The 24,871-nt window shown below is 72.7% G+C and carries 22 protein-coding genes and 2 tRNA genes; 18 read left to right on the top strand and 6 right to left on the bottom strand.

Annotated features, from left to right (window positions below):
* Positions 1-123 precede the first annotated feature (123 nt).
* The 7 genes from ACPU2J_RS16630 (at position 124) to ACPU2J_RS16600 (ending at position 7,253) form a co-directional block, all read left to right on the top strand.
* A complete protein-coding gene (locus tag ACPU2J_RS16630; protein WP_420082401.1) occupies positions 124-1,275 on the top strand; it encodes an acyl-CoA dehydrogenase family protein in 1,152 nt (383 codons plus the stop codon).
* Positions 1,272-2,204, top strand: a complete 933-nt coding sequence (locus ACPU2J_RS16625) for a bifunctional MaoC family dehydratase N-terminal/OB-fold nucleic acid binding domain-containing protein (RefSeq protein ID WP_423833528.1) — start codon at positions 1,272-1,274, stop codon at positions 2,202-2,204. The genes ACPU2J_RS16630 and ACPU2J_RS16625 overlap by 4 nt, the downstream gene beginning before the upstream one ends.
* Positions 2,204-3,235 carry an acyl-CoA dehydrogenase family protein gene (locus tag ACPU2J_RS16620; protein WP_423833527.1) on the top strand — a complete coding sequence of 344 codons (1,032 nt, stop codon included), beginning with the start codon at positions 2,204-2,206 and terminating at the stop codon, positions 3,233-3,235. The genes ACPU2J_RS16625 and ACPU2J_RS16620 overlap by 1 nt, the downstream gene beginning before the upstream one ends.
* A complete protein-coding gene (locus ACPU2J_RS16615; RefSeq protein WP_423833526.1) occupies positions 3,232-3,630 on the top strand; it encodes a MaoC/PaaZ C-terminal domain-containing protein in 399 nt (132 codons plus the stop codon). The genes ACPU2J_RS16620 and ACPU2J_RS16615 overlap by 4 nt, the downstream gene beginning before the upstream one ends.
* The gene (locus ACPU2J_RS16610) at positions 3,627-4,793 is read left to right on the top strand and encodes a lipid-transfer protein (RefSeq protein ID WP_423833525.1); all 1,167 of its coding nucleotides are present in this window, start codon (positions 3,627-3,629) and stop codon (positions 4,791-4,793) included. Before ACPU2J_RS16615 ends, ACPU2J_RS16610 begins: the two co-directional genes overlap by 4 nt.
* 124 nt (positions 4,794-4,917) lie before the next feature.
* Complete coding sequence (locus tag ACPU2J_RS16605; RefSeq protein WP_361590069.1) at positions 4,918-5,451, top strand: SigE family RNA polymerase sigma factor; 534 nt, start codon at positions 4,918-4,920, stop codon at positions 5,449-5,451.
* Positions 5,452-5,603: 152 nt separating this feature from the next.
* A complete protein-coding gene (locus ACPU2J_RS16600; RefSeq protein ID WP_423833524.1) occupies positions 5,604-7,253 on the top strand; it encodes a long-chain fatty acid--CoA ligase in 1,650 nt (549 codons plus the stop codon).
* Between the two features lie 4 nt (positions 7,254-7,257).
* On the opposite strand, the gene ACPU2J_RS16595 is transcribed toward ACPU2J_RS16600, so the two are convergent.
* The 3 genes from ACPU2J_RS16595 to ACPU2J_RS16585 form a co-directional block, all read right to left on the bottom strand.
* Positions 7,258-7,833 carry an antibiotic biosynthesis monooxygenase gene (locus tag ACPU2J_RS16595; protein ID WP_420080289.1) on the bottom strand — a complete coding sequence of 192 codons (576 nt, stop codon included), beginning with the start codon at positions 7,831-7,833 and terminating at the stop codon, positions 7,258-7,260.
* A gap of 13 nt (positions 7,834-7,846) precedes the next feature.
* Positions 7,847-11,167, bottom strand: a complete 3,321-nt coding sequence (locus ACPU2J_RS16590) for a PAS domain-containing protein (protein ID WP_423833523.1) — start codon at positions 11,165-11,167, stop codon at positions 7,847-7,849.
* Positions 11,168-11,287: 120 nt separating this feature from the next.
* Positions 11,288-11,713 (bottom strand): SSI family serine proteinase inhibitor, encoded by a 426-nt coding sequence (locus ACPU2J_RS16585; RefSeq protein WP_361590080.1) that lies wholly within the window; start codon positions 11,711-11,713, stop codon positions 11,288-11,290.
* A 186-nt stretch (positions 11,714-11,899) separates the two neighbouring features.
* Here ACPU2J_RS16585 and ACPU2J_RS16580 point away from each other — a divergent pair.
* The 3 genes from ACPU2J_RS16580 (at position 11,900) to ACPU2J_RS16570 (ending at position 12,902) form a co-directional block, all read left to right on the top strand.
* Positions 11,900-11,990, top strand: a tRNA-Ser gene (locus ACPU2J_RS16580).
* A gap of 283 nt (positions 11,991-12,273) precedes the next feature.
* Positions 12,274-12,346, top strand: a tRNA-Arg gene (locus tag ACPU2J_RS16575).
* A 190-nt stretch (positions 12,347-12,536) separates the two neighbouring features.
* Positions 12,537-12,902, top strand: a complete 366-nt coding sequence (locus ACPU2J_RS16570) for a PH domain-containing protein (protein ID WP_361590083.1) — start codon at positions 12,537-12,539, stop codon at positions 12,900-12,902.
* 16 nt (positions 12,903-12,918) lie between these two features.
* On the opposite strand, the gene ACPU2J_RS16565 is transcribed toward ACPU2J_RS16570, so the two are convergent.
* Positions 12,919-13,830, bottom strand: a complete 912-nt coding sequence (locus tag ACPU2J_RS16565) for an SMP-30/gluconolactonase/LRE family protein (RefSeq protein ID WP_423833522.1) — start codon at positions 13,828-13,830, stop codon at positions 12,919-12,921.
* A 107-nt stretch (positions 13,831-13,937) separates the two neighbouring features.
* Here ACPU2J_RS16565 and ACPU2J_RS16560 point away from each other — a divergent pair, with 107 nt between their 5' ends.
* The 8 genes from ACPU2J_RS16560 (at position 13,938) to ACPU2J_RS16525 (ending at position 22,599) form a co-directional block, all read left to right on the top strand.
* On the top strand, positions 13,938-14,372 hold the full coding sequence (locus tag ACPU2J_RS16560; RefSeq protein ID WP_361590089.1) for an Lrp/AsnC family transcriptional regulator: 435 nt from the start codon (positions 13,938-13,940) through the stop codon (positions 14,370-14,372).
* Positions 14,369-15,262: a DUF2797 domain-containing protein gene (locus ACPU2J_RS16555; protein ID WP_423833521.1), complete on the top strand. Its 894-nt coding sequence runs from the start codon at positions 14,369-14,371 to the stop codon at positions 15,260-15,262. Before ACPU2J_RS16560 ends, ACPU2J_RS16555 begins: the two co-directional genes overlap by 4 nt.
* A 140-nt stretch (positions 15,263-15,402) precedes the next feature.
* Positions 15,403-15,741 carry an antibiotic biosynthesis monooxygenase family protein gene (locus tag ACPU2J_RS16550; RefSeq protein WP_423833520.1) on the top strand — a complete coding sequence of 113 codons (339 nt, stop codon included), beginning with the start codon at positions 15,403-15,405 and terminating at the stop codon, positions 15,739-15,741.
* Positions 15,725-16,609, top strand: coding sequence for an amidohydrolase family protein (locus ACPU2J_RS16545; RefSeq protein WP_423833519.1), 885 nt, complete (start codon positions 15,725-15,727; stop codon positions 16,607-16,609). Before ACPU2J_RS16550 ends, ACPU2J_RS16545 begins: the two co-directional genes overlap by 17 nt.
* A gap of 84 nt (positions 16,610-16,693) precedes the next feature.
* Positions 16,694-17,461, top strand: a complete 768-nt coding sequence (locus ACPU2J_RS16540) for a response regulator transcription factor (RefSeq protein WP_420080295.1) — start codon at positions 16,694-16,696, stop codon at positions 17,459-17,461.
* Positions 17,461-19,095 carry a sensor histidine kinase gene (locus ACPU2J_RS16535; protein ID WP_420080296.1) on the top strand — a complete coding sequence of 545 codons (1,635 nt, stop codon included), beginning with the start codon at positions 17,461-17,463 and terminating at the stop codon, positions 19,093-19,095. The genes ACPU2J_RS16540 and ACPU2J_RS16535 overlap by 1 nt, the downstream gene beginning before the upstream one ends.
* A 25-nt stretch (positions 19,096-19,120) precedes the next feature.
* Positions 19,121-20,410, top strand: coding sequence for a glycosyltransferase (locus tag ACPU2J_RS16530; protein ID WP_420080297.1), 1,290 nt, complete (start codon positions 19,121-19,123; stop codon positions 20,408-20,410).
* Positions 20,407-22,599, top strand: a complete 2,193-nt coding sequence (locus ACPU2J_RS16525; RefSeq protein WP_423833518.1) for an ArnT family glycosyltransferase — start codon at positions 20,407-20,409, stop codon at positions 22,597-22,599. Before ACPU2J_RS16530 ends, ACPU2J_RS16525 begins: the two co-directional genes overlap by 4 nt.
* Positions 22,600-22,716: 117 nt before the next feature.
* Here ACPU2J_RS16525 and ACPU2J_RS16520 read toward each other — a convergent pair whose 3' ends face one another.
* On the bottom strand, positions 22,717-24,360 hold the full coding sequence (locus ACPU2J_RS16520) for an MDR family MFS transporter (RefSeq protein ID WP_420080299.1): 1,644 nt from the start codon (positions 24,358-24,360) through the stop codon (positions 22,717-22,719).
* A 13-nt stretch (positions 24,361-24,373) separates the two neighbouring features.
* Entirely contained in the window at positions 24,374-24,823 is a 450-nt protein-coding gene (locus tag ACPU2J_RS16515; RefSeq protein WP_420080300.1) for a MarR family winged helix-turn-helix transcriptional regulator, read from the bottom strand.
* Between the last annotated feature and the right edge of the window lie 48 nt (positions 24,824-24,871).

The raw sequence follows: 24,871 nt of genomic DNA, 5'->3' as shown, positions 1-24,871 counted from the left end.
CTGCGCGAGCCGCCCCGTGCCCCCGCCCCGTGCCCCACCCATCCCTTTCCCGACCTTGACACCGCGGGCGCATCTGACGGACAGTCAGATAGTTCGACGATGCGATGCCGGGAGGCCTGCGCCGTGCACCTCGCCCCGACCGAAGCCCAGCTGCGGCTCCGTGCCGAACTGCGCGCGTACTTCGAGGACCTGCTGCCCGACGGGGTCCCCGACGACCCGGTCCGCCAGCGCGAGCTCCTGCGCCGCATGGGCGCCGACGGACTCCTCGGCCTCGGCTGGCCCGTGGAGTACGGCGGCCGAGGGCGTGGCGCGGACGAGCAGTTCGTCTTCTTCGACGAGGCCTACCGGGCGGGCGCCCCCGTCTCGATGGTCACGCTCAACACCGTGGGCCCCACCCTCATGAAGTACGGCACCGCGGAACAGAAGGACTACTTCCTCCCCCGCATCCTCAGCGGGGAGATCGTCTTCGCCATCGGCTACTCCGAACCGGAGGCCGGCACCGACCTGGCCTCCCTGCGCACCCGAGCGGTGCGCGACGGCACCGACTGGCTCGTCGACGGACAGAAGATCTTCACCTCGAACGCCCAGAACGCAGACTGGATCTGGCTCGCCTGCCGGACCGACCCGCAGGCCCCCAAGCACAAGGGCATCTCGATCATCCTCGTTCCGACGAGCGACCCCGGCTTCTCGTGGACACCGATCGACACCGTGGGCGGACTCACGACCACCGCCACCTACTACGACTCCGTGCGCGTGCCCGCGGGCCACCTGGTCGGCCCGGAACACGGCGGCTGGGGACTGATCACCAACCAGCTCAACCACGAACGCGTGGCACTCGCCGCCATCGGGATGCAGGCCGAGGACTTCTACGAGCACGCCCTCCGCCACGCCCGCACCGCCGACCCGGACACCGGGGAGCGCCCCGCCGACCTGCCCTGGGTGCGCTCCCGGCTCGCCGAGGCCCACGCCCGGCTGGCCGCCGTACGGCTGCTCAACTGGCGCCTCGTCCAGGCCGTGGGCAGTGGGAGCCTCGCCCCCGGTGACGCCAGCGGCGTGAAGTTCCTCGGCACCGAGTCCGCCGTCGAGGTCTACCGGATGTGCCAGGAAGTGGTGGGCGAGGAGGCGTTCGTCCGGGGCCCCGGGGCCTTCGCGGGCGGCGAGCTGGAGCGGATGAACCGGGCCGCGCAGATCAACACCTTCGGCGGCGGGGTCAGCGAGGTCCAACGGGAGATCGTCGCCATGATGCGGCTCGGCATGAAGGGGAGGAAGCGATGACGGCGGACGCCACCGGCACGGCGGCCGAGGAGGAGGCCCGCTTCCACCGGCTGCTGGCAGCCTTCGAAGGACGTCCGGCCGCCACCGGGGGCCGGGGCAAGGACCCGGTCAACGAGCCGATGATCCGCCACTGGTGCGAGGCCATGGGCGACACCCACCCCGCCTACACCGGCCCCGACCCGGTCGCCCCGCCCACCATGCTCCAGGCCTGGACGATGGGCGGACTCTCCGGCCACACGGACCGCTCCTCCGCCTACGACGAACTGCTCTCCCTGCTCGACGGCGCCGGATTCGCCTCCGTCGTGGCCACCGACTGCGAGCAGGAGTACCTGCGCCCCCTGCGGCCCGGTGACACGATCACCTTCGACGCCGTCATCGAGTCCGTGTCGCCGCGCAAGACCACCAAGCTGGGCACCGGTCACTTCGTGACCACCCGCATGGACGTCCGCGCCGACGGCGAGCTCGCCGGGACCCACCGCTTCCGCATCCTCAAGTACGCCCCCGCGACCCGGCGCGAGAAGAAGGACGCCCCGCTGCGTCCCCGCCCCGTGATCAACCGCGACAACCAGGGGTTCTGGGACGGCGTCCGCGACCACCGGCTCCTGATCCAGCGCTGCACCGCCTGCACCACCCTCCGCTTCCCCTGGCTGCCGGGCTGCAACGCCTGTTCCTCGCCCGACTGGGACACCGTCGAGGCCTCCGGAGCCGGCACGGTGTTCAGCTTCGTCGTCATGCACCACCCGCCCTTCCCGGCCTTCGACCCGCCCTATGCCGTCGCCCTCGTCGAGCTCGCCGAAGGCGTCCGCATGATCAGCAACATCACCGGTGTCCCCTACGACAAGGTGCGCATCGGCATGCCCGTCCGGCTGGAGTTCCTGCGCGTCGACGACGGCCTCGAACTCCCCGTCTTCCGCGGGAGCGAGGGCTGATGGACTTCCTTCCCACCGAGGAGCAGGCCGCCGCGGCCGGTCTCGCGGCCCGGATCTTCTCCGATCTCGCCACCCACGAACGCCTCGTCGCCACGGGCACCGGCAGCGACGCCGAACTGTGGAAGGCCCTCACCGAGGCCGGGCTGACCACCGCCGTCGAGGAGATCGGCCTGCTCGGGCTCGTCCTCCTGCTGGAGGAGCAGGGCCGCACCACCGCGCAGGTGCCCTACGCCGCCACCTGCGTGTACGGGATCCTGGCCGTGGCCGCGCACGGCAGCGCCGAGCAGCGCGCCCGTCTGCTTCCGCCCCTGGGTTCGGGTGAGGCCGTGGCCACGGGCGTCTTCCCCGCGCGCGGCCGGATCGGCGCCGCCGGCGGCCGTCTCACCGGGACCGCAGCGGCCGTGCCCTGGCTGCGCGACGCCACCCATGTGCTGGTGCCGGACACGGACCGGGCGTTGTGGCTCGTACGGACGGACGCGCCCGGGGTCCGCACGTCCCCGGTGGAGACCACCGCCCCCTGGTCGGCGGGGCGTCTGGAGCTCACCGGGGCCGAGGCCGAACCACTCGGTTCCGGCGGCGGCTACGAGGAGGTCCTCGCTGCCGCCCGCACCGCCTTTGCCGGTCTCCAGGCCGGGGTCTGCGCGGGCTCCCTCGCCCGGGCGGTGCAGCACACCTCCACCCGGGAGCAGTTCGGCCGTCCCCTCTCCACCAACCAGGGGGTCATGCTGCGGGCGGCCGACGCGTACATGGACACCGAGGCGATCCGGGTGACCGCGTACGAAGCGGCCTGGCGCATCGACCGTGGCCTCCCGGCCCGGGAACACGCGCTCACGGCGGCCTGGTGGGCCTCGGAGGCCGGCAAGCGCGTCGTGCACGCGGGCCAGCACCTGCACGGAGGCACGGGCGCCGACCTGGACCACCCGGTGCACCGGCATTTCCTGTGGGGGCGCCAGCTCGACGCCTACCTGGGCTGCGGCAGCGAGCTGCTGGCCGAGCTCGGATCTTCGATAGCCGAGGGAGAACAGGCATGAACGTCGGCGACACGCTGCCGCCGCTGGAGATCCCCGTCACCCGCACCCTGATCGTCGCGGGCGCGATCGCCTCCCGCGACTACCAGGACGTGCACCACGACGCGGTGCTCGCCCGGGAGAAGGGGTCTCCGGACATCTTCATGAACATCCTGACCACCAACGGTCTGGTCGGCCGCTACGTCACCGACCACCTCGGGCCACGGGCCGTCCTGCGCAAGGTGGCCATCCGTCTGGGCGCCCCCAACCGTCCGGGGGACACCATGACCCTCACGGGCACCGTCACCGCCGTGGCCGCGACCACCGCGCTCGGGACCACGGTCGAGATCCGCGTCGTCGGCGTCAACGGCCTGGGCCACCACGTGTCGGGCACGGTCACCGCGGAGGTCCCGGCATGAGCGTCCGCAACCGCGACGGGCTCGGCGGGCGGGCCGCCGTCGCCGGCATCGGAGCCACCGAGTTCTCCAAGGACTCCGGCCGCAGCGAGCTCAAGCTCGCCGTCGAGGCCGTGCACGCCGCTCTCGACGACGCCGGCCTCACCCCGGCCGACGTGGACGGCATGGTCACCTTCACGATGGACACCAGCCCCGAGATCACCGTCGCGCAGGCGGCGGGCATCGGCGAACTCTCCTTCTTCTCGCGCATCCACTACGGCGGCGGTGCGGCGTGCGCCACCGTCCAGCAGGCGGCCCTGGCCGTGGCCACCGGTGTCGCGGAGGTCGTCGTCTGCTACCGCGCCTTCAACGAGCGGTCCGGCCGGCGCTTCGGATCCGGGGTCCAGCAGCGGGAGCCCTCGGCGGAGGGAGCGGCGCTCGGCTGGGCCCTGCCCTGGGGGCTGCTCACCCCCGCCTCCTGGATGGCCATGGCCGCCCAGCGCTACCTGCACACCCACGGCCTCACGCCGGAGGCCTTCGGACAGGTCGCCGTCACCGGCCGCCGCCATGCCGCGAACAATCCGGCCGCCTACTTCCACGGCAGGCCCATCACCCTCGCCGAACACGCGACCTCGCGCTGGATCGTCGAACCGCTGCGACTGCTGGACTGCTGCCAGGAAACCGACGGCGGCCAGGCCATCGTCGTCACCACGACCGAGCGCGCCCGCGACCTGAGGCAGGCGCCCGCCGTGATCACCGCGGCCGCCCAGGGCGCCGGCCGCCGCCAGGAGGGCATGACCTCCTTCTACCGTGACGACCTGAGCGGCCTGCCGGAGATGGACGTCGTCGCCCGCCAGCTCTGGCGCACCAGCGGACTGCGCCCGTCGGACATCGACGTCGGCATCCTCTACGACCACTTCACCCCCTTCGTGCTGATGCAGCTGGAGGAGTTCGGCTTCTGCGGACCCGGCGAAGCCGCCGACTTCGTCGCCGCGGACGCCCTGCCGCTGAACACCCACGGAGGCCAGCTCGGGGAGGCGTACCTGCACGGCATGAACGGCATCGCCGAGGCCGTCCGCCAGCTGCGCGGCACCTCGGTCAACCAGGTGGCGGGGGCGGCCAGGGCTCTCGTCACGGCCGGTACCGGGGTACCGACCTCCGGGCTGATCCTCGGCGCGGACGGCTGAGAGCGCGGTCCGACCCCTCCACCTTCAGGGGGTGGGGAGAGCCCCACACCTACAACCTGAGACGGATCCCCCATCGGCACCTGCGGCCGATTCCAGGCCGAGCGGGCGCTCCTAGCGTGGAGACATGACCCCGCCTGTGTGCACGCTCGCCTCGAATCCGACGCCGTACCCGTCGTTCTCGGCGTACGTCCGTACCCGCGGCTCGGTCCTCTTGCGTACCGCCCGCTCGCTCACCTCCAACCCGTGCGACGCGGAGGACCTGCTCCAGACCGCCCTCACGAAGACGTACGTGGCCTGGGACCGGATAGAGGATCACCGTGCTCTGGACGGCTACGTCCGGCGGACCCTCGTCAACACCCGAACCTCCCAGTGGCGCAAGCGAAAGGTCGACGAGTTCGTCTGCGACGAGCTGCCCGAGACCGAGGAGTCCCCGGCCGCCGACCCCGCGGAGGCCCAGGCCCTCCGGGACGCGATGTGGCGCGCGGTGACCCGTCTGCCCGACCGGCAGCGGGCCATGGTCGTCCTGCGGTACTACGAGGACCTGAGCGAGGCGCAGACGGCCGAGCTGCTGGGAGTCTCGGTCGGCACGGTCAAGAGCGCCGTCTCCCGTGCTCTCGGCAAGCTCCGTGAAGACCCGGAGCTGACCCCCGTGCGCTGAGATCCACGTTGTTTCACGTGAAACGAGAGCATGTTTCACGTGAAACGCAGTGTGGTTTCTACTCCCGGGTAGTGACATGCCGACCGGTACGTGCGCAGAATCGGCTGCATCCGTAGCCGCCGCAGCGCCGCAGCGCTCACCGGGAGGACGCTTTGCTCAGCACCATGCAGGACGTACCGCTCCTCGTCACCCGCATACTCCGCCACGGGATGACGATCCACGGGAAGTCCCAGGTCACGACCTGGACCGGGGAGGCTGAGCCGCACCGCCGCAGCTTCGCCGAAATCGGCACCCGGGCCACCCGTCTCGCCGGCGCACTGCGCGACGAACTCGGTGTACAGCAGGACGAGCGGGTCGCCACCCTGATGTGGAACAACGCCGAGCACGTCGAGGCCTACTTCGCGATCCCGTCCATGGGCGCGGTCCTGCACACGCTGAACCTTCGGCTCCCCCCGGAGCAGCTGGTCTTCATCGTCAACCACGCCGCCGACCGGGTCGTGCTGGCCAACGGCACCCTGCTGCCCCTGCTCGCCCCGCTGCTGCCGCACCTCCCGACCGTCGAGCACGTCGTGGTCTCCGGGGTCGGCGACCGCTCGCTGCTCGACGGCCTGAACGTGCGCGTGCACGAGTACGAGGAGCTGCTCGAAGGCCGCTCCGACAGCTACGACTGGCCCGAGCTGGACGAGCGCCAGGCCGCGGCGATGTGCTACACCTCCGGCACCACCGGGGACCCGAAGGGCGTCGTCTACTCCCACCGCTCCATCTACCTGCACTCCATGCAGGTCAACATGGCCGAGTCGATGGGGCTGACCGACAAGGACACCACCCTCGTGGTGGTCCCGCAGTTCCATGTGAACGCCTGGGGCCTGCCGCACGCCACCTTCATGACCGGCATCAACATGCTGATGCCGGACCGCTTCCTGCAGCCCGCCCCGCTCGCCGACATGATCGAGCAGGAGAAGCCCTCCCACGCCGCTGCCGTGCCGACCATCTGGCAGGGGCTGCTGGCCGAGGTCACCGCCAACCCCCGCGACCTGACCTCGATGAAGCAGGTCACCATCGGCGGCGCGGCCTGTCCGCCCTCCCTCATGGAGGCCTACGACAAGCTCGGCGTCCGTCTCTGTCACGCCTGGGGCATGACCGAGACCTCCCCGCTGGGCACGATGGCCCACCCGCCCGCCGGCCTCGGCCCCGAGGAGGAGTGGCCGTACCGGATCACCCAGGGCCGTTTCCCGGCCGGTGTCGAGGCCCGTCTGGTCGGAACGGGCGGCGACCTGCTGGCCTGGGACGGGGAGTCGGCCGGTGAGCTGGAGGTGCGCGGGAACTGGATCGCGAGCGCCTACTACGGCGGTGCGTCCGGCGAAGCCTTCACGCCCGAGGACAAGTTCAGCGCCGACGGCTGGCTCAAGACCGGCGACGTGGGTGTCATCAGCCCCGACGGCTACCTCACCCTCACCGACCGGGCGAAGGACGTCATCAAGTCCGGCGGCGAGTGGATCTCCAGCGTCGAGCTGGAGAACGCCCTGATGGCGCACCCGGAGGTCGCCGAGGCGGCGGTCGTCGCCGTCCCGGACGAGAAGTGGGGGGAACGTCCGCTGGCCACCGTCGTGCTCAAGGAGGGCTCGACCGCCGACTACGTGGCTCTGCGCGAGTTCCTCTCGCAGACCATCGCCAAGTGGCAGCTGCCGGAACGCTGGACGATCATCGAGGCCGTCCCGAAGACCAGCGTCGGCAAGTTCGACAAGAAGGTGATCCGCCGGCAGTACGCCGACGGCGCGCTGGACGTGACCACGCTCGACTGACCCGTCATCCCCGGGTGAGCCACGGCCGCAGGAGCCTGCTCACGGCAGGCATGGCCACGTAGGTCATCAGGGTGCTGAAGACGGCGGCGAAGGCCGCCGTCCGGAGCACGAAATGAAGATCCACCAGATACGGCCCGAGCACCGCGTTGCCCACGAGCGAGATCGGGAAGATGGCCAGCCCCGAGCTGATCGCCATCTTCCACCGTGGCGGCGCGGGCCGGGTCGTCCCCGGCTTGGCGAACCAGGTCTCCATGCCGTGCAGTTCCCGCCGGGCTATCTCCGTGTGGTGGTGGCCGAGGCAGTTGGAGAACCACTCCGCGCGCTCCGGGGAGTCCTGCCAGCGCTGGAAGGCCGCCTGGTTGCGGAAGCGGTGCACCAGGAACCAGGGCCCGCCCTCCGTCGCCGGGCGGAAGAGCCCGTAGCCGAGGTGGTCCGGGAAACCCGCGGCCGTCTCCAGGATCCCGTGGGCCCAGGCCTCGAAGGTCTCCTCGTGGCCCGGGTCCACCTGCCGCGCGATGAGCAGGTTCACCTCCCCGTTGTCGGCGGGGACGGTGTGCTCGCTCGTACGGGTGATGGCCATGCGGCCAGGATGACTAGTTGGTTCCGATCTTGGCCAGCAGGTCCACGATGCGGCCCTGCACATCGGCCGTCGTGGCCCGCTCGGCGAGGAAGAGCACGCTCTCGCCCGAGGCCAGCTTCGGCAGTTCGGCGGCTTCGATGCCGGTCGCGGTGTAGACGACCAGCGGGGTGCGGTTCAGCTGCCCGTTGGCGCGCAGCCAGTCCACGATCCCGGCCCGGCGGCGGCGCACCTGCATCAGGTCCATCACCACCAGGTTGGGCCGCATGCGCGTCGCCAGCTCCACCGCGTCGGTGTCCGCGCCCGCCCGGGCCACCTGCATGCCGCGCCGTTCCAGGGCGGCGGTCAGCGCCGTCGCGATCTCGTCGTGTTCCTCGATCAGCAGCACCCGGGAGGGGTGCTGCTCGCTGTCGCGCGGCGCCAGGGCCTTCAGCAGGACCGCCGGGTCGGCTCCGTACGCCGCCTCCCGTGTGGCGTGCCCCAGCCCGGCCGTGACCAGCACCGGCACCTCCGCGGCCACCGCGGCCTGCCGCAGGGACTGGAGCGCGGTCCGGGTGATCGGCCCGGTCAGCGGGTCCACGAACAGCGCGGCGGGGAACGCGGCGATCTGCGCGTCCACTTCCTCACGGGAGTGGACGATCACCGGTCGGTAGCCGCGGTCGCTGAGCGCCTGCTGCGTCTGCACGTCGGGCGCGGGCCACACCAGCAGCCGGCGCGGGTTGTCCAGGGGCTCCGGCGGGAGCTCGTCGTCCACGGGCTGCGGCACGGGCCGGTTGACCACCTCGACCGCGCCGCCCGGACCGTCCAGCGGCTCGGGGCCCTCGTCGGCACCGGCCTCCGGAGCCCCTATGGCGAAGGCCCGGCCCTGCGGCGCCGGTTCGGCGAGCCGCCGGCGACGGCCGGAACCGGAACCGGAAGCGGGGCCCTGGGCGGCCGGGTCCACCGACACGCCCTGACCCAGGGTGCCGAGCGCGCGCACGCTGATCGGCTGTGCCCCCTGCCCCTGCGGGGAGGGGTCCTGCGGCTGTCGCGCACCGGGTACGGCGGGCTGGCCTGTGTCCTCGTCCTCGGTGGCGGTACGGGCCCCCGGCACGGGCCAGGCCGGAGCCCCGGCCAGGGCACGGCGGCGGCCCGTCGGGTTCTCGGCGGGTGCGTCCGGCTGTGCGGCGGCCGGCTCGGGCTCGCCGCCCGGGGCTCCGAGCACGCGGCGGCCCCGCCGCCCGGCCGCGGCCTCGGCGTCGGACTCGTCCCGGGCCTCGGGAGAAGCAGAAGCGGAACCGCCCGTCGGGGGCACCGGCGCGGTTGCGGGAGCCGGAGTCGGCCCCGCGGGAAGCGCGAAGCCGCCCTCGGGCGCGACGGGCCGTGCCGGTACGGGCGTCGGCCCGAGCCCGGTGGCCGGAACGGGACCGCCCGGCTGGGCCGGACCGGCCGCGCCCAGCGCGCGCCGCCGCCCGGCGGGGTGCTCGGTCACCGGTACCGCGGGGACCGGCGGGAGTGCGGGCATGGCGGTGCCCTGCGGCTCCCCGGCACGGCCGGCCGCGCCCCGGCCCTCGGGGTCGCCCTCGCCGCTGCCGTCGCCGGCCCGGCCGCGCCTGCGGCCGGTGCCGAGCCCGGCCGGGTTCACCGGGGACTGCGCGAGTTCGGGGGCTGCGGGAGGCGGGCCGGCTTCGCCCGCGCGCCGCCTTCCGGACGGCAGCGCCAGCGCGCCCCCGCCCTGGCCGGCCCCGGACGCCGGGGCCTCGTCCTCGAGGAAGGCGTCCACGCCGCGGCGGCCCCGGCGGCCGCCGGACACCTTGCCGGGCGCTGCGCCCGCAGCCGTCCCGGCCCCGTCCGCGCCGTCCGGCGCCGGTTCCGGCTCCGGCGTGTCGGGCAGGGTCACCGTCCCCGCGCCCGAGCCGAGCGGCAGCTCCAGCACGTAGGCCCCGCCGGGTGCGCCCGGCACCTCCACCGTCTGCAGCACGCCGCCGTGCGCGGCCACGATGCCCCGTACGACCGGCTCGTGGACCGGGCTGCCGCCCTCGTACGGGCCGCGCACCTCGATCCGTACGACATCGCCGCGCTGCGCGGCGGCCACCACGATCGTGGAGTCGCTGTAGCCGCTGCCCTGCCGGGTCTTGCCGGTGGCGTCCACCCCGGCGACGTCCGCGATCAGGTGCGCGAGGGCGGTCGCGATCCGCTCGGCGTCCACCTCGGCCTCGATGGTGGGCGCGTGGACGGCGAACTGTGCCCGGCCCGGCCCGATCAGCTCGACCGCGCCGTCGACGCCGTCCGCGACCACGCCGTTGATCAGCACCTTCTTCTTGGAGAGCTTGTCGCTGCCGGCGTCCAGCCGCTGGAAGCCGAGCACGTTGTCCACCAGCGCGGTCATCCGCGAGTACCCGGCGGCGAGGTGGTGCAGCAGCTGGTTGGCCTCGGGCCACAGCTGTCCCGCGTCGTCGGCGGCCAGCGTCGCCAGCTCGCCGCGCAGCTCGTCCAGCGGGCCGCGCAGAGATTCGCCGAGGACGGCCAGCAGCTGGGCGTGCCGGGCGGCCAGGGCGTCGTAGGGCCGGCGGTCGGTGAAGGTCATGACGGCGCCGACGAGCTGCTCGCCGTCCCGGACGGGGGAGGTCGTCAGGTCGACGGCCACGGGCCGGCCGGACTTGTGCCACAGCACCTGACTGCGGACGCGGTGCTTGCGTCCGCTGCGCAGGGTGTCGGCGAGCGGGGACTCCTCGAAGGGGAAGGGGGAGCCGTCGGCGCGGGAGTGCTGGACCAGGCCGTGCAGTTCGCGGTTGCCGAGGTCGGTGGCGCGGTAGCCGAGGATCTGGGCGGCGGCCGGGTTGACCAGCACCACGCGGCCGTCGGTGTCGGTGCCCACGACGCCCTCGGCGGCGGCCCGCAGGATCATCTCGGTCTGCCGCTGGGAGCGGGCCAGCTCGGCCTCGGTGTCCACGGTCTGCGAGAGGTCCCGGACCACGAGCATCAGCAGCTCGTCGCCGGTGTAGGCGGGTTGCGGCTCGCGGTAGGCGTCGCGGCCGTCGAGATGGGCGCTGGTGACCTCTACGGGGAACTCGGAGCCGTCGGTGCGGCGCGCGATCATCCGTTTGGGTTTGGTGCGGCCGCCGTCGTCGTCGCCGGGCCGGCGCATGGAGCCGGGGATCAGCTTGGAGTCGAACTCGGGCAGGAGGTCCAGCAGGCCGCGGCCGACGAGGCCGGTGCCGGGGCTCTCCATCACCTCGAGGGCGATCGAATTCGCGTTGACGACCGTGCCGTTGGCGTTGACGAGCAACAGCGCGTCCGGAAGGGCGTCGAGTATTGCTGCGAGGCGAGCAGCGCCTCGGGATGGCCTGCTGCTCACGACGAGCTTCCTCCCTGACCAACGACTACCGGCAAGTCACGGGAGGAGTCTAAGGCCACAGCCCCGCGGCGCAGTGGCCGATGTGGGGCGGATCGCGCTCCTCCCGAGCATCCTCCCAGGTCAGGAACGCCCACTCGGAAGCAGAGGTTCCAACTCGTCCCAGCGCTTGATTTCGCATCCGTCGGTACGGCGGAAGGTGGCGTTCACCTTCTGCCCGTTCCACGTTCCGGTGATGCGCGCGGTCGCCGGCCCTCCGTACTGCTTCGTGCAGATCCGGTCCGCGGGGACGGGGGCGAAGGGGTCCCGGCCCTCCCGGGCGAGCTGGTCCAGCCGGGCGCAGGCGCCCTCCGCCTCGGGGTGGTCGCCGCCGGCCGGGTCGCACTCGAGGCGGTACTCGCGGTCCAGCTGGCGGTTGCCCGTGTCGGCCATGGTCATGGTGAGGCGGTCGGGCGTCGCCAGCAGCCGTCCCAGGGGCAGCGGGGGCAGCGGTCCGACCGCCGCGGTGGCCAGGGCCGAGGTGACGGCGAAGGCGGCGAGACGCAGCATGGGGCACTCCAGGTCGTCCGTACGTCGTACGACTGACCAACGACGCGGGGGCGCCGATGTTGCGTGCGGCGGGGGCTTTAAGGCTTTGCCCTGGGCCCGTCCCGCCTAGTACCGTGGGAGCGGATTGGTGAGGGGCCCTGCGCCTGTGTCATCATCTGCACGCACCTTCGTACGCGGGGGTGTGCTGGAGGCGTCGCCTAGTCCGGTCTATGGCGCCGCACTGCTAATGCGGTTTGGGGCTTACACCCCATCGAGGGTTCAAATCCCTCCGCCTCCGCAGTTCATCGAAGCCCCGGTCCGTCAGGACCGGGGCTTCGATGCGTTCCGGGTCCCGTGTCGTGCCGGAGGGTGTTCCGGGCGCCGGACGTGCGGTCCGCGAGGCCGCCGTTCCGAGGGCGTCCTCATCCGCCCGACCTTTGTGCGAATCCATCCGGACGATCTACGTCCGGAGCGTTTCCGCAGGTCAGCAGGGGTTTGGCTAATGGATTTCGCGTCCCGGCGAGGTCCATGTATTGTTGTTCTCGCAAGGCCAACGGGGCGAAAAACCCCGGGAAGCCCAAGCACTCGTAGCTTAACGGATAGAGCATCTGACTACGGATCAGAAGGTTGCAGGTTCGAATCCTGCCGAGTGCACAGCAGGCCAGAGGCCCCGGACGAAAGTCCGGGGCCTCTGGCGTTTTCCGGTGTGGGCGGATCCTCCTCGGTGGGGAGGGGGTCCCCCGGGAGATGTCAGGGGCGGGATGGCTCCTGCGGGGGACGCCGGCCACACGCCCGCCTCGCTACGGTCCTTGTACATCGACCGAAGCGGGAAAAGGGGGCACTCATGGGACTGTTCGGGAACGCACACACCGTCGACCACGTGTCGGCCCAGCGGGACTACGCGCGGCTGCTCGGGCCGGGGGAGCAGGTGCACGCCGCGTACGTCCTGATCCGCGACACGATCCTGCTCACCGACCGGAGGCTGGTCTTCGTCGACAAGCAGGGGCTCACCGGCAAGAAGGTGGAGTACCACTCCGTGCCGTACCGGAGCATCACGCACTTCTCCGTGGAGACCGCGGGCCACTTCGATCTCGACGCCGAGCTCAAGATCTGGATATCCGGGAACCCGGCGCCGATCGAGAAGACCTTCACCAAGGGGGTCGACATCTACGAGCTGCAGGCGATCCTGACGCAGTTCGTCGCCCGGTAGCGGGGGCTGCGCTCCCTCAGAGCACCCGGGGGAGGCCGGTCACCGACATCACCAGGGAGTAGAGGGAGGTGCTGGCGGTGATGAAGAGCCGGTTGTTCCTGGGGCCGCCGAAGGCGATGTTCGAGACCGGTTCGGGGACCCGGAGGCGGCCGATGAGGGTGCCGTCCGCAGCGTGGCACCGGACGCCGTCCTCCAGGGCGGCCGCCCACAGCCGGCCCTCGTCGTCGAAGCGGATGTTGTCGACGCCGGGGCAGGGGGCGAAGACCCGGTCGCCGGTCAGCGTGCCGTCGTCGCGCACCGTGAAGGCGCGGATGTGGCCGGCTCTGGTGTCCGCCGCGTAGAGCTCGCTCTCGTCGGGGGAGAAGACCAGGCCGTTCGGGCCGAGGAAGCCGTCGGCGACCAGGCGGACCGTGCCGGTCGTGGGGTCGGCCCGGTAGAGGTTGCAGGCGCCGATCTCGCTCGGCGCGCGGTGGCCCTCGTAGTCGCTGGTGATGCCGAAGTCCGGGTCGGAGAACCAGACGGAGCCGTCCGAGCGGACGACGGCATCGTTCGGGCTGTTGAGGCGCTTGCCGTCGAAGCGGTCGGCGATGACGGTGAGGCGGCCGTCCGGTTCGGTGCGGGTCACCCGGCGGGTGCCCTGTTCACAGGTGATCAGGCGGCCCTCCCGGTCCAGGGTGTTGCCGTTGGGGTGGCCTGCCGAGGAGCGGAAGACGGAGACGGCGCCGGTCGCCTCGTCCCAGCGGAGCATCCGGTCGTTGGGGATGTCGCTCCACACGAGCTGCCGCCAGGCCGGCAGGTGCAGCGGGCCCTCGGCCCAGCGGCAGTCGCCGTAGAGGCGGTCGAGCCGGGCATCGCCGTTCGCACAGCGGCCGGTCCGGAAGCGCTCGTCCAGGATCTCGTACAAAGCGAGGTCGGCTATGCCGCACACGATTCTCCCTGAGAGTCTCTTGCCGAATTATCTTCGGTCTGATGGTGAGATTGCAGGATCCGGTACCGTCTTCGCAAGGGTTGTCAGGCCCATGAGAGGAAGATTGCGTGGACGACATCGACCGGGCGCTCGTCCTGCGCCTGCAGCAGGACGCCGGGCAGTCGTACGCGGCTCTCGGCACGGCCGTCGGGCTTTCCGCCGGAGCCACGCACGAGCGCGTACGCAAACTCCGGGAGCGCGGGGTGATCCGCCGGACAACCGTCGACATCGACCCGGCCGCCGTCGGCAGCGGGGTGCTCGCCTTCGTGATGGTCGACTCCAACGCCTGGATGGGAGAGTCCGCCGGGGACTTCGCCGCGATCCCCGAGATCCAGGAGGCGCACATCATCGCGGGCAGCGCGTCCGTGCTGGTCAAGGTGCGCACGGCCTCGACGGAGCAGCTGCAGGACGTGCTGCGCCGCCTCTACGCCATCGACGGCGTCAGCGGGACGCACGCCACCGTCGTCCTGGACACCTTCTTCGAGCGGCCGCTGCCGCTGTGACCTGGTGGTGCACCGGGCTGCGGTGGAAGGACGCCGGGCCCGCCATCGGATGGTGCGGGGACGGGCGGGCGGAGCGGGCGAGCGCGCTCGTCCACGGGCAGCGGCTGGCCTTCGTCGCGCGTGGGGAACGGCACTGCCTCGGCGTGTGGCGGGGCGGCAGGCACACGGCCTGCCCCACCTCCGCCACCGTGCCCGGCCGCGCGGGCAACGCCCAGTGCCCCGCCTGCGCCCGTCTCGACCGTTCCTTCTCCGTGGCGGCCGACACCAACGCGGCCGATCCGCGGACCTATCGGGTCTATCTGGCCTGGTTCGGGCCCGGGATGGTCAAGGTCGGCATCACCGCCGAGGAGCGCGGTGCGGCCCGGCTGCTGGAACAGGGCGCGGTCGCCTGGGCCTGGCTGGGCCGCGGGCCGCTGATGGCCGCGCGGCGCACCGAGGAACTGCTGCGGGCCGCCCTCGGGGTGCCCGACCGGATCGCGTACGCCCGCAAGCGCGCCGTACGGGCGCACCTGCCCGGCGCCCCGGAGCGGGCCCGTGAGGTTACCGAGTTGCACGCCCGGGCGGCGGCGCTGGCCGGGTGGCCGGACTCGCTGGAGCCTCTCGTGTGCGAAGTGACCGACCACGCGAGGGCGTTCGGGATGGACGGCTGGGCGGGGCTGCCCGCTCCGGCGCGGGTGGTCGCGGAGATGGTGGCGGGCGGCGCCGTCGTCGGGCGGTTCGTCGGCGCCGCGGGGCCCGACCTCCACCTCGCGGACGGGCTCGTGGTCGACACCCGGCTGCTGGCCGGCTGGGAGCTCGCGGTCCCCGAGCCGGACGCGGTGACCTCCGTGCCGGTGGTCAGGATCCCCGCCGCGGCCGGTACCGCCACCGAACAGGACGGGCTGTTCTGACGGGACGGCTGCGGAAGGGCGGGCGGTGGGGGCCGCGCGGGGGCGGTTCCCGGCGGTCCATGGTCAAGACTTGGATCCCTTTGGGCTCCCGGGCCCGTTCGCGGTGGACACGGCGGGGTGCTCCACAGAGGGTGGTGGACATGACCACTCAGCCGGTGGCGGCCTTCGAACCGCCCTATGTCATGGCCGTTTTCAGCAATGTCCGGACCGCCGACGCGACCGGATACCCCGAGACCCTCGCGCGGATGGAGGAGATCGTGGGGGCCAATCCCGGGCTGCTCGGCTACGAGTCCGCGCGCACCCCGGGCGGTCTCGGCATCACCGTCGCCTACTTCCGCGACCACGACTCCCTGGCCGCGTGGCGGGAGGACGCCGACCACCGAGCGGCCATGGGCCAGGGCCGTGCCGACTGGTACGAGAGCTACACCCTGCACGTCGCCACCGTCGAGCGGAGCCACGGCTTTGTCCGCAACGGCTGAGGCGGTCCGCGCCTTCCGGGAGCGGCTCGGCATCCCCGGACTGGTCGACGTCCACACGCATTTCATGCCCGAGCGGGTCCTGCACAAGGTCTGGGACTACTTCGACGCGGTCGGTCCGTTGACCGGCGTGGAATGGCCCATCACCTACCGGCACGAGGAGGAGCAGCGCGTCGCGCTCCTGCGGGAGTTCGGCGTCCGCGCCTTCACCTCCATGCTCTACCCGCACAAACCGCAGATGGGTGCCTGGCTCAACGCCTGGGCGGCCGACTTCGCCGGCCGCACGCCCGACTGCCTGCACACGGCGACCTTCTTCCCCGAGGACGGGGCCGTCGACTACGTGGGCCAGGCCGTCGCCGCCGGGGCCCGGGTGTTCAAGGCGCACCTCCAGGTCGGCGGCTACGACCCGAACGACGACCGCCTCGACGCCGTCTGGGGACTGCTCGCGGAGGCCGGCGTACCGACCGTGATCCACTGCGGCTCGGGGCCCACCCCCGGCAAACACACCGGTCCCGCCCCGGTGGCCCGTCTGCTGGCCCGCCATCCGAGGCTGCCGCTGATCGTGGCCCACATGGGCATGCCCGAGTACGCCGACTTCCTCGACCTCGCCGACCACCACCCCGAGGTGCGCCTGGACACCACCATGGCGTTCACGGACTTCTCGGCGCGGCTCGGCGGGGGCTTCCCGCCCGGAGATCTCGGCCGGCTCGCGGACCTCGGCGACCGGATCCTGCTCGGCACCGACTACCCGAACATCCCCTACCCCTACGAGCACCAGCTCGTCGCCCTCGAACGCCTCGGCCTCGGCGACGACTGGCTGCGGGCGGTCTGCCACGACAACGGCGCCCGGCTGTTCGGGCTCGGCACCTGACCGGCGGACGACCCCGTTCCTTTCTCAGGAAATTCACAGAGAGGGACAAGAACGCTCTCAGAGGCCCCGGACACCGTGGTGGGTATGACTGCGACGACCACCTCTCACGCGTCCACGTCCGCCAGCCTCCCCTCCGCCCTGGTCCGGCCCGACGGCGGCCCCTGCCGGGTCCTCGTCGTCGACGACGAGGCCTCGCTCTCCGAGCTGCTGTCCATGGCCCTGCGCTACGAGGGCTGCGAGGTGCGCAGCGCCGGTGACGGCGCCGGGGCCGTCCGGGCGGCGCGCGAGTTCCGGCCCGACGTGGTGGTCCTCGACGTCATGCTCCCCGACATGGACGGCCTGGCCGTCCTCGGGCGGCTGCGCCGGGAGATCCCCCAGGTCCCCGTGCTGTTCCTGACCGCCAAGGACTCCGTGGAGGACCGGATCGCCGGGCTCACGGCCGGTGGCGACGACTACGTCACCAAGCCCTTCAGCCTGGAGGAGGTCGTGGCCCGGCTGCGCGGCCTGGTGCGGCGTTCCGGGGCGGCCCAGGCCGCGCGCGGCGGTTCGGTGCTCGCCGTCGGGGACCTGCAGCTGGACGAGGACAGCCACGAGGTGGTCCGGGGCGGCCGGGACATCCACCTGACCGCCACCGAGTTCGAGCTGCTGCGCTACCTGATGCGCAACCCGCGGCGCGTCCTGAGCAAGGCGCAGATCCTGGACCGCGTGTGGTCCTACGACTTCGGCGGGCAGGCCAACGTGGTGGAGCTCTACATCTCCTACCTGCGCAGGAAGCTGGAGAGCGGTATCGGCATGGCACCGATGATCCACACCCGGCGCGGCGCCGGGTACCTGATCAAGCCGGCCGAGTAGTGGCCCTTCGGGGGAAGCGGCGACCGCGCGCACGCCGCCCCTGGTCCCTGCGGACCCGGCTCGTCGTCTCGGCGGTGGCCCTGATCGCCGTCGTGGGCGCGGCCATCGGAACGGTCACCACCCTCGCCCTGCGCTCGTACCTGGTCACCCAGACCGACGAGCAGCTCACCGGCGCCCTCAAACCGGCCCCCCGGCTCTCCGGCGGCAGCAAGACGGCCAGGGAAGCGAGGGAGGCCAGGGAGAACGCCTCGGGCTTCTTCATGCCCCCCGGCAGCCCGCTGGACGCCGCGGGGATCCACCTGGACGCGGACGGCGCCGTCCTCGGGAGCGCCCTCAACGAGACCGTCGAGGGCTGGGCGTCCGGGCAGCGGCTGCCGCTGCTCACCGAGGCCCAGACCGCGGCGCTCGCCGCGGCGGGCAGGGCGGCGGGCCGGGACGCGTCCCGCCCGGTGGACGCCGATCTCCCGGGTCTCGGGGCCTACCGGGTGCGGGCCTCCCCCGACGGCACCCTCGTCCTCGGCTTCCCCCTCCGGGAGGTCGACTCGACCGTGCGCACCCTGGTGGTCGTGGAGATCTGCGTGACCCTGGCCGGGCTGATCGCCGCCTCCCTCGCGGGGCAGGCCCTCGTCGGGGTGGCCCTGCGGCCGCTGCGCCGGGTGGCCGCGACGGCCACCCGGGTGTCCGAACTGCCCCTGCACAAGGGCGAGCCGGCCCTGCACGAGCGGGTCCCGGACACCGAGGCCGACCCCCGTACCGAGGTGGGTCAGGTCGGCGCGGCCCTCAACCGGATGCTCGGGCACGTCTCCTCCGCCCTCATGGCGCGCCAGCAGAGCGAGACCAGGGTCAGACAGTTCGTCGCCGATGCCAGCCACGAGCTGCGCACCCCCCTGGCCTCCATCCGCGGGTACGCCGAGCTGACCCGCCGCGGGCGGGAGGAGCCCGGGCCCGACACCCGGCACGCGCTGTCCCGCATCGAGTCCGAGGCCACCCGGATGACCGGGCTGGTGGAGGACCTGCTCCTGCTGGCCCGGCTCGACGCGGCGCAGCAGCTCGCGCCCACTACGCCCGGTGCCGGTGCCGGTGCCGGTGCCAGCGCCGTATCCGGTGCTCGGTCGGGGGCCGCTGCCGAGCCCGGTCCGGGATCCGACCTCGTGCCGCTCGTCATCGACGCCGTCAGCGACGCCCGCGCCGCCGGTCCCGGGCACCACTGGCGGCTGAACCTGCCCCAGGAGCCCGCGACCGTAGCCGCCGACCCGGCCCGGATCCAGCAGATCCTGGTCAACCTGCTGGCAAACGCCCGTACGCACACCCCGCCCGGCACCACCGTCACCGCCCATGTTTCACGTGAAACAGACTCCGTCCTGCTGCGCGTCGAGGACGACGGGCCCGGAATCGCCCCCGAGCTGCTCCCCCGGGTCTTCGAACGCTTCGCCCGCGGCGACGCCTCCCGCTCCCGCGCGGCGGGCTCCACCGGCCTCGGGCTGGCCATCGTCCAGGCCCTGGTCACGGCTCACGGCGGGCGGGTGGACGTGACGAGCGAGCCGGGGCAGACCCGTTTCGAGGTCCTCCTGCCGTTCGCCGGGTCCGCCGCGCTGGACTCACAGACGGGCCACAGGATCACCACACTGAGGTGACAGGCCACACCGGGAAGGTCGGAGCATGCCAACCGACACCTCTCCCGGGGCCCTCCCGACACGGGCGCCCCTCGCGCCCGTGCCCGGCGAGCCCGTCCTCGACGTGGTGATCCCGGTCTTCAACGAGGAGAAGGACCTCGGCCCGTGCGTGCAGCGCCTGCACGAACACCTCAGCCGCACCTTCCCCTACTCCTTCCGGATCACGGTCGCCGACAACGCGAGCACCGACCGCACGCCCGAGGTCGCGGCCGGCCTGGCCGCCGCACTGGACTGCGTGCGCAGCACCCGGCTGGAGGAGAAGGGCCGGGGCAGGGCACTGCGCACGGTCTGGTCCCGGTCCGACGCGCCCGTCCTCGCCTACATGGACGTCGACCTCTCCACCGACCTCAACGCCCTGCTGCCACTGGTCGCGCCGCTGATCTCCGGCCACTCCGACCTCGCCATCGGCACCCGCCTGGCACGTTCCTCCCGGGTCGTGCGCGGGGCCAAGCGGGAGTTCGTCTCCCGCGCCTACAACCTCCTGCTGCGTTCCTCCCTCGCCGCCCGCTTCAGTGACGCCCAGTGCGGGTTCAAGGCGATCCGGCGCGAGGTGGCCGAGCGGCTGCTGCCGCTGGTGGAGGACAGCGGATGGTTCTTCGACACCGAGCTGCTCGTGCTCGCGGAGCGGGCCGGACTGCGCATCCACGAAGTACCGGTGGACTGGGTCGACGACCCCGACTCCACGGTGCACATCGTCCGCACGGCCACCGAGGACCTGAAGGGCGTCTGGCGCGTGGGCCGGGCCCTGGCCGTCGGAGCACTCCCCCTCGACCGGCTCGCCCGCCCCTTCGGCGACGACCCGCGCGACCGCACGGCCGTACCCGGCGTGGACGGCGGGCTGGCCCGCCAGCTCATCGGCTTCTGCACCGTCGGAGTCCTGTCCACCCTCCTGTACCTGCTGCTGTACTCCGCGTTCCGCGGCGTGGCCGGCCCACAGCTCGCCAACGGCGCCGCCCTGCTGCTCTCGGCCGTCGCCAACACCGCGGCGAACCGCCGGCTCACCTTCGGGGTGCGTGGCAGGGAGCGGGCCGTACGCCACCAGGCGCAGGGGCTGGTGGTGTTCGGCATCGGGCTGGCGCTCACCAGCGGCTCCCTCGCCGCCCTCGGCGCGGCCACGGCCGATCCCGCGCACAGCACCGAGCTTGCCGTGCTGATCACCGCCAACCTCGCGGCCACCGTGCTGCGCTTCCTGCTGCTGCGCGCCTGGGTCTTCCCCGAGCGGCGCGGCACCCGGGCTGTCCCGACCCCGACCCCTGTCTCCAAGGAGGGCCGATGACCACGGCAGCACTCCCCCTCTTCCCCGCCGCCGCGGCCGGAGCCCGTACCGCGGCCCCCCGCTGGGAGCGGCCCGCCTTCGCCGGTCTGCTGGTCGCCACGGCCGTCCTGCTCCTGTGGGACCTCGGCGCCTCCGGATACGCCAACTCCTTCTACTCCGCGGCCGTCCAGGCGGGCAGCGAGAGCTGGAAGGCCTTCTTCTTCGGCTCCTCGGACGCCGGCAACTCCATCACCGTCGACAAGCCGCCGGCCTCCCTGTGGCCGATGATGCTGTCGGTCCGGCTCTTCGGACTGGGCGCCTGGCAGATCCTCGTCCCCCAGGCCCTCATGGGCGTCGCGACCACGGCCGTGCTGTACGCCTCGGTGCGCCGCCAGTTCGGCCCGGGCGCCGCACTGCTGAGCGGCGGCGCCTTCGCGCTGACGCCCGTCGCCGCGCTGATGTTCCGCTTCAACAACCCGGACGCGCTGCTGACGCTGCTGCTGACCGTCACGGTGTACTGCCTGCTGCGGGCCCTCGAAGGGGCGCACACACGCTGGCTGGTGTGGGCCGGCGCGGCGGTCGGCCTGGCCTTCCTCACCAAGACCCTCCAGGCTTTCGTGATCCTGCCGCCTCTCGCCCTGCTGTACGCGGTCTGCGCGCCCACCGGGCTGCGCAGGCGGCTGGGGCAGCTGCTGCTCGCCGGGGTGGCGATGGTGGTGTCCGGCGGCTGGTGGGTGGCCGTGGTGGAGCTGTGGCCCGCGTCCTCCCGCCCGTACATCGGCGGGTCGCAGAACAACTCCTTCCTGGAACTGACCCTCGGCTACAACGGGCTCGGGCGGATCAACGGCAACGAGACCGGCAGCGTCGGCGGTGGCGGAGGTCCCGGGGGCGGCGGCTGGGGGGAGACCGGCATCGACCGGCTCTTCTCGGGGAACATCGGCGGACAGATCTCCTGGCTGCTGCCGGCCGCCCTGGTCCTGCTCGTCGCCGGACTGGTGATCACCTGGCGGGCCCGCCGGGCCACCGACTCGGTCGAGGGCATGGCGCGCGCGGCCTTCCTGGCCTGGGGCGGATCCCTCCTGATCACCGCGTTGGTCTTCAGCTACATGCAGGGCATCTTCCACGAGTACTACACCGTGGCGCTGGCGCCCTTCGTGGCGGCGCTGATCGGCATGGGCACCGCCGTGCTGTGGGAGGAGCGGGGCTCCGCGGCCGCCGCGGCCGCCCTGTCCGGCACCCTCGCCCTGACCGCGGTGTGGTCGTTCGTCCTGCTGGGCCGGGCCACCGGGTACCTGCCGTGGCTGCGCTGGGCGGTGCTGGTGGGCGGTCTGCTCGCCGCGGTCGCGCTGCCGTTCGCGGCGCGGGCCGGCCGGCAGGCGCTGCGGGCCACCGCGGCCCTGGGCGTGGCCGCGGCTCTCGCCGGGCCGTTCGCTTACTGCATGACCACCGTGAGCACCGCGCACACCGGTTCCATCGTGACCGCCGGGCCCGCGGTGGCCGGAGGCCGGGGCGGCCCCGGCGGCATCGCGGGCGGGCCCGGGGGTCCCGGCGGCGCGGGTGAGATGCGCCAGGGCGGCCCGGACGGCCCGGACGGCCAGGACGGCCAGGGCGGTCAGGGGGCACCGGGCGGCTTCCGGCACGGCTTCGGTCAGCGGGGCACGGGCGGGCAGCAGGGCGGCATGCCCCCGGGCGCGATGCCCCCGGGCGGGATGCCGCAGGGCCGGGGCGAGCGCGGGGCCGGCGGAGGCCCGGGCGGGTTCGGCGGGCTGCTGAACGGTGCCAAGGTCAGTGCCGAGGCCGAGGCGGCCCTCACCGCCGACGCCGACCGGTACACGTGGGCGGCGGCGGCCGTCGGATCGCAGAACGCGGCCGGTTACCAGCTGGCCTCGGGGGCGCCCGTCATGCCGATCGGCGGCTTCAACGGCAGCGACCCCTCGCCGACCCTGGAACAGTTCAAGGAGTACGTGCGGGAGGGGAAGATCCACTGGTTCATCGGCGGGGCCGGCGGCACCGGCGGGCCCGAGGCCACCGACGGCGCCGTACGCGACGGCGGCCAGGGCACGGGAGGCCAGGGCGGTGGCGGTCCGCGCGGTGGCGGGGGCCCCGGCGGAGGCACCAGCTCGGAGATCGAGACCTGGGTCAAGGCCACGTTCATGCCGTCCACGGTCGGCGGGACCACCCTGTACGACCTGACGGCCCCGGTGTCCTGACCGGAGAGCGGGCGCAGACCGCCGCACGCGCCGCGGCCCGGACCTCCGAAGGGGCCCGGGCCGCGGCGCTCTGGCGATGACGGGTGCCGGCGCACAGGCCGTCAGGGGATCGGGCCGTCAGGCCTTCAGGGACGCTCCGGCGGCCGACGGCTCGGCCGGGGCCGCCGCGGTGGCCGAACCGGCGGCGGGTGCGTGGGCCGCGGGCTTCGACTTCAGCGCGACCTCCTTGATGAACACCACCAGCACAAGGCCGAGCAGGGCGAACGGGGCGGCGTAGAGGAAGACGTCGCCGACGCCGTGCCCGTACGCGGACTCGATGACCTCGCGGAAGGGCGCGGGCAGCTTGTCCAGGTCGGGGATCCCGCCCCCGGCGGTGCCGCCGTGGCCCAGTGCCGCGGCCTTCGGGCCCAGGGCGGCGAGCCCCTCCTGGACGTAGTGCGTGACCCGGTGGGCCATGACCGCGCCCAGTGCCGAGACGCCCATGGCGCCGCCGAGCGAGCGGAAGAAGGTGACGACGGAGCTGGCCGCGCCGAGGTCCTCGGGGGCCACCTGGTTCTGGGTGGCGAGGACCAGGTTCTGCATCATCATGCCGAGGCCGAGGCCGGTCAGCGCCATGTAGACGGCGATGTGCCAGTACGGGGTGTCGTAGCGCAGGGTGCCCAGCAGGCCCATGCCGGCGGTCAGCAGCACGCCGCCGGAGACGAGCCAGGCCTTCCACTTGCCGGTCTTGGTGATGACCTGGCCGGAAACGGTGGAGGAGACGAAGAGTCCGCCGATCATCGGGATCGTGAGGACGCCGGACATCGTGGGGGACTCACCGCGGGCGAGCTGGAAGTACTGGCTGAAGAACACGGTCCCCGAGAACATCGCGATGCCCACGAAGAGCGAGGCGGCGGACGCGAGGGTGATGGTCTTGTTGCGGAAGAGGCGCAGCGGGATGATCGGGTCGCTCGCGCGGGACTCGACGAGGACGAAGAGCAGGCCGAGCACGACCGCGCCGCCCGTCATGGCCCAGGTCTGCCAGGAGATCCACTCGTACGAGTCGCCGGCCTGCGTGACCCAGATGAGCAGCAGGGACACGGCACCGCTGATCAGGAAGGCGCCCAGCCAGTCGACCTTGACCTCGCGCCGGACCACCGGCAGGTGCAGGGTCCGCTGGAGCACGATCAGGGCGATGATCGCGAACGGCACGCCGACGTAGAAGCACCAGCGCCAGCCCAGCCATTCGGTGTCGGTGATGACGCCACCCAGCAGCGGGCCGCCGACCGTGGCGACGGCGAAGACGGCGCCGAGGTAGCCGCTGTACCGCCCGCGCTCGCGGGGGGAGATCATCGCGGCCATGACGATCTGGGCGAGGGCCGAGAGGCCGCCGACGCCGATTCCCTGCACCACGCGGCAGGCGATGAGCGTGCCGGTGTTCTGGGACAGGCCCGCGACCACCGAGCCGAGGACGTAGATCACCAGGGATATCTGGACCAGCAGCTTCTTGCTGAAGAGGTCGGACAGCTTGCCCCAGAGCGGGGTGGCGGCCGTCATCGACAGCAGGGCCGCGGTCACCACCCACGTGTAGGACGACTGCGTGCCGCCGAGGTCGCTGATGATCTGGGGCAGCGCGTTCGAGACGATCGTGGACGAGAGGATCGCCACGAACATCCCGAGCATGAGCCCGGACAGCGCCTTCATGATCTGGGGGTGGGTCATGGTCACGGTCCCGTCCGCGGACGGGGGTGCCCCATGGTTCGTCGTCTCCGACTGGGCCATGTCTTTCCTTCCTCTAGAAGCTCGATCGGAGTCGGGCCAGCAGGGTGTTCAGTACGTCCACGTCCTGGGCGGACCAGTCGTGGAGGGCTCTTTCGAGGGCTGCCGTGTAGCGGGCCCCGATCTCGGCGAGCAGCGCCCGCCCGGCCGGGGTGAGCCGCAGGATCCGGCAGCGTCCGTCGACGGGGTCGGGCTCCCGCTCGATCCAGCCGCGTTCCGCGGTGTGCGTGACGTGGCGGCTGGTGACGGAGATGTCGATGGCCATCAGCTCGGTCAGCCGGCTCAGTCGCATCTCACCGTGCCGGTCGAGCACGGTGAGGACGGCGGCGGCGCCGGGCGGGCATTCCGGGGGGAGGTGGCGGGCAAGCTCGCGCTTGACCGCTCCGATCCCGGTCAGCTGGCGGGCCAGCTCCTCGTGCGGAGTGGTCCGAGTCGTCTGCGCGAGCACCACCGGGCAGCCCTCCATGTCGTTGCTTCAGGCAACCATAGAATCCGATGGTTGCTACAGGCAAAC

This window comes from Streptomyces manipurensis, assembly GCF_049570255.1.
Taxonomy (GTDB): Bacteria; Actinomycetota; Actinomycetes; order Streptomycetales; family Streptomycetaceae; genus Streptomyces; species Streptomyces manipurensis.
This window is presented reverse-complemented; position numbering and strand designations above follow the sequence as displayed.

Bases quoted from the DNA above. Each gene is read 5' to 3' on its own strand.
- ACPU2J_RS16625 (WP_423833528.1), top strand. From the start codon at position 1,272: ATGACGGCGGACGCCACCGGCACGGCGGCCGAGGAGGAGGCCCGCTTC.
- ACPU2J_RS16620 (WP_423833527.1), top strand. From the start codon at position 2,204: ATGGACTTCCTTCCCACCGAGGAGCAGGCCGCCGCGGCCGGTCTCGCG.
- ACPU2J_RS16615 (WP_423833526.1), top strand. From the start codon at position 3,232: ATGAACGTCGGCGACACGCTGCCGCCGCTGGAGATCCCCGTCACCCGC.
- ACPU2J_RS16610 (WP_423833525.1), top strand. From the start codon at position 3,627: ATGAGCGTCCGCAACCGCGACGGGCTCGGCGGGCGGGCCGCCGTCGCC.
- ACPU2J_RS16605 (WP_361590069.1), top strand. From the start codon at position 4,918: ATGACCCCGCCTGTGTGCACGCTCGCCTCGAATCCGACGCCGTACCCG.
- ACPU2J_RS16595 (WP_420080289.1), bottom strand. From the start codon at position 7,833: ATGGCCATCACCCGTACGAGCGAGCACACCGTCCCCGCCGACAACGGG.
- ACPU2J_RS16585 (WP_361590080.1), bottom strand. From the start codon at position 11,713: ATGCTGCGTCTCGCCGCCTTCGCCGTCACCTCGGCCCTGGCCACCGCG.
- ACPU2J_RS16570 (WP_361590083.1), top strand. From the start codon at position 12,537: ATGGGACTGTTCGGGAACGCACACACCGTCGACCACGTGTCGGCCCAG.
- ACPU2J_RS16550 (WP_423833520.1), top strand. From the start codon at position 15,403: ATGACCACTCAGCCGGTGGCGGCCTTCGAACCGCCCTATGTCATGGCC.
- ACPU2J_RS16540 (WP_420080295.1), top strand. From the start codon at position 16,694: ATGACTGCGACGACCACCTCTCACGCGTCCACGTCCGCCAGCCTCCCC.
- ACPU2J_RS16530 (WP_420080297.1), top strand. From the start codon at position 19,121: ATGCCAACCGACACCTCTCCCGGGGCCCTCCCGACACGGGCGCCCCTC.
- ACPU2J_RS16525 (WP_423833518.1), top strand. From the start codon at position 20,407: ATGACCACGGCAGCACTCCCCCTCTTCCCCGCCGCCGCGGCCGGAGCC.
- ACPU2J_RS16520 (WP_420080299.1), bottom strand. From the start codon at position 24,360: ATGGCCCAGTCGGAGACGACGAACCATGGGGCACCCCCGTCCGCGGAC.
- ACPU2J_RS16515 (WP_420080300.1), bottom strand. From the start codon at position 24,823: ATGGAGGGCTGCCCGGTGGTGCTCGCGCAGACGACTCGGACCACTCCG.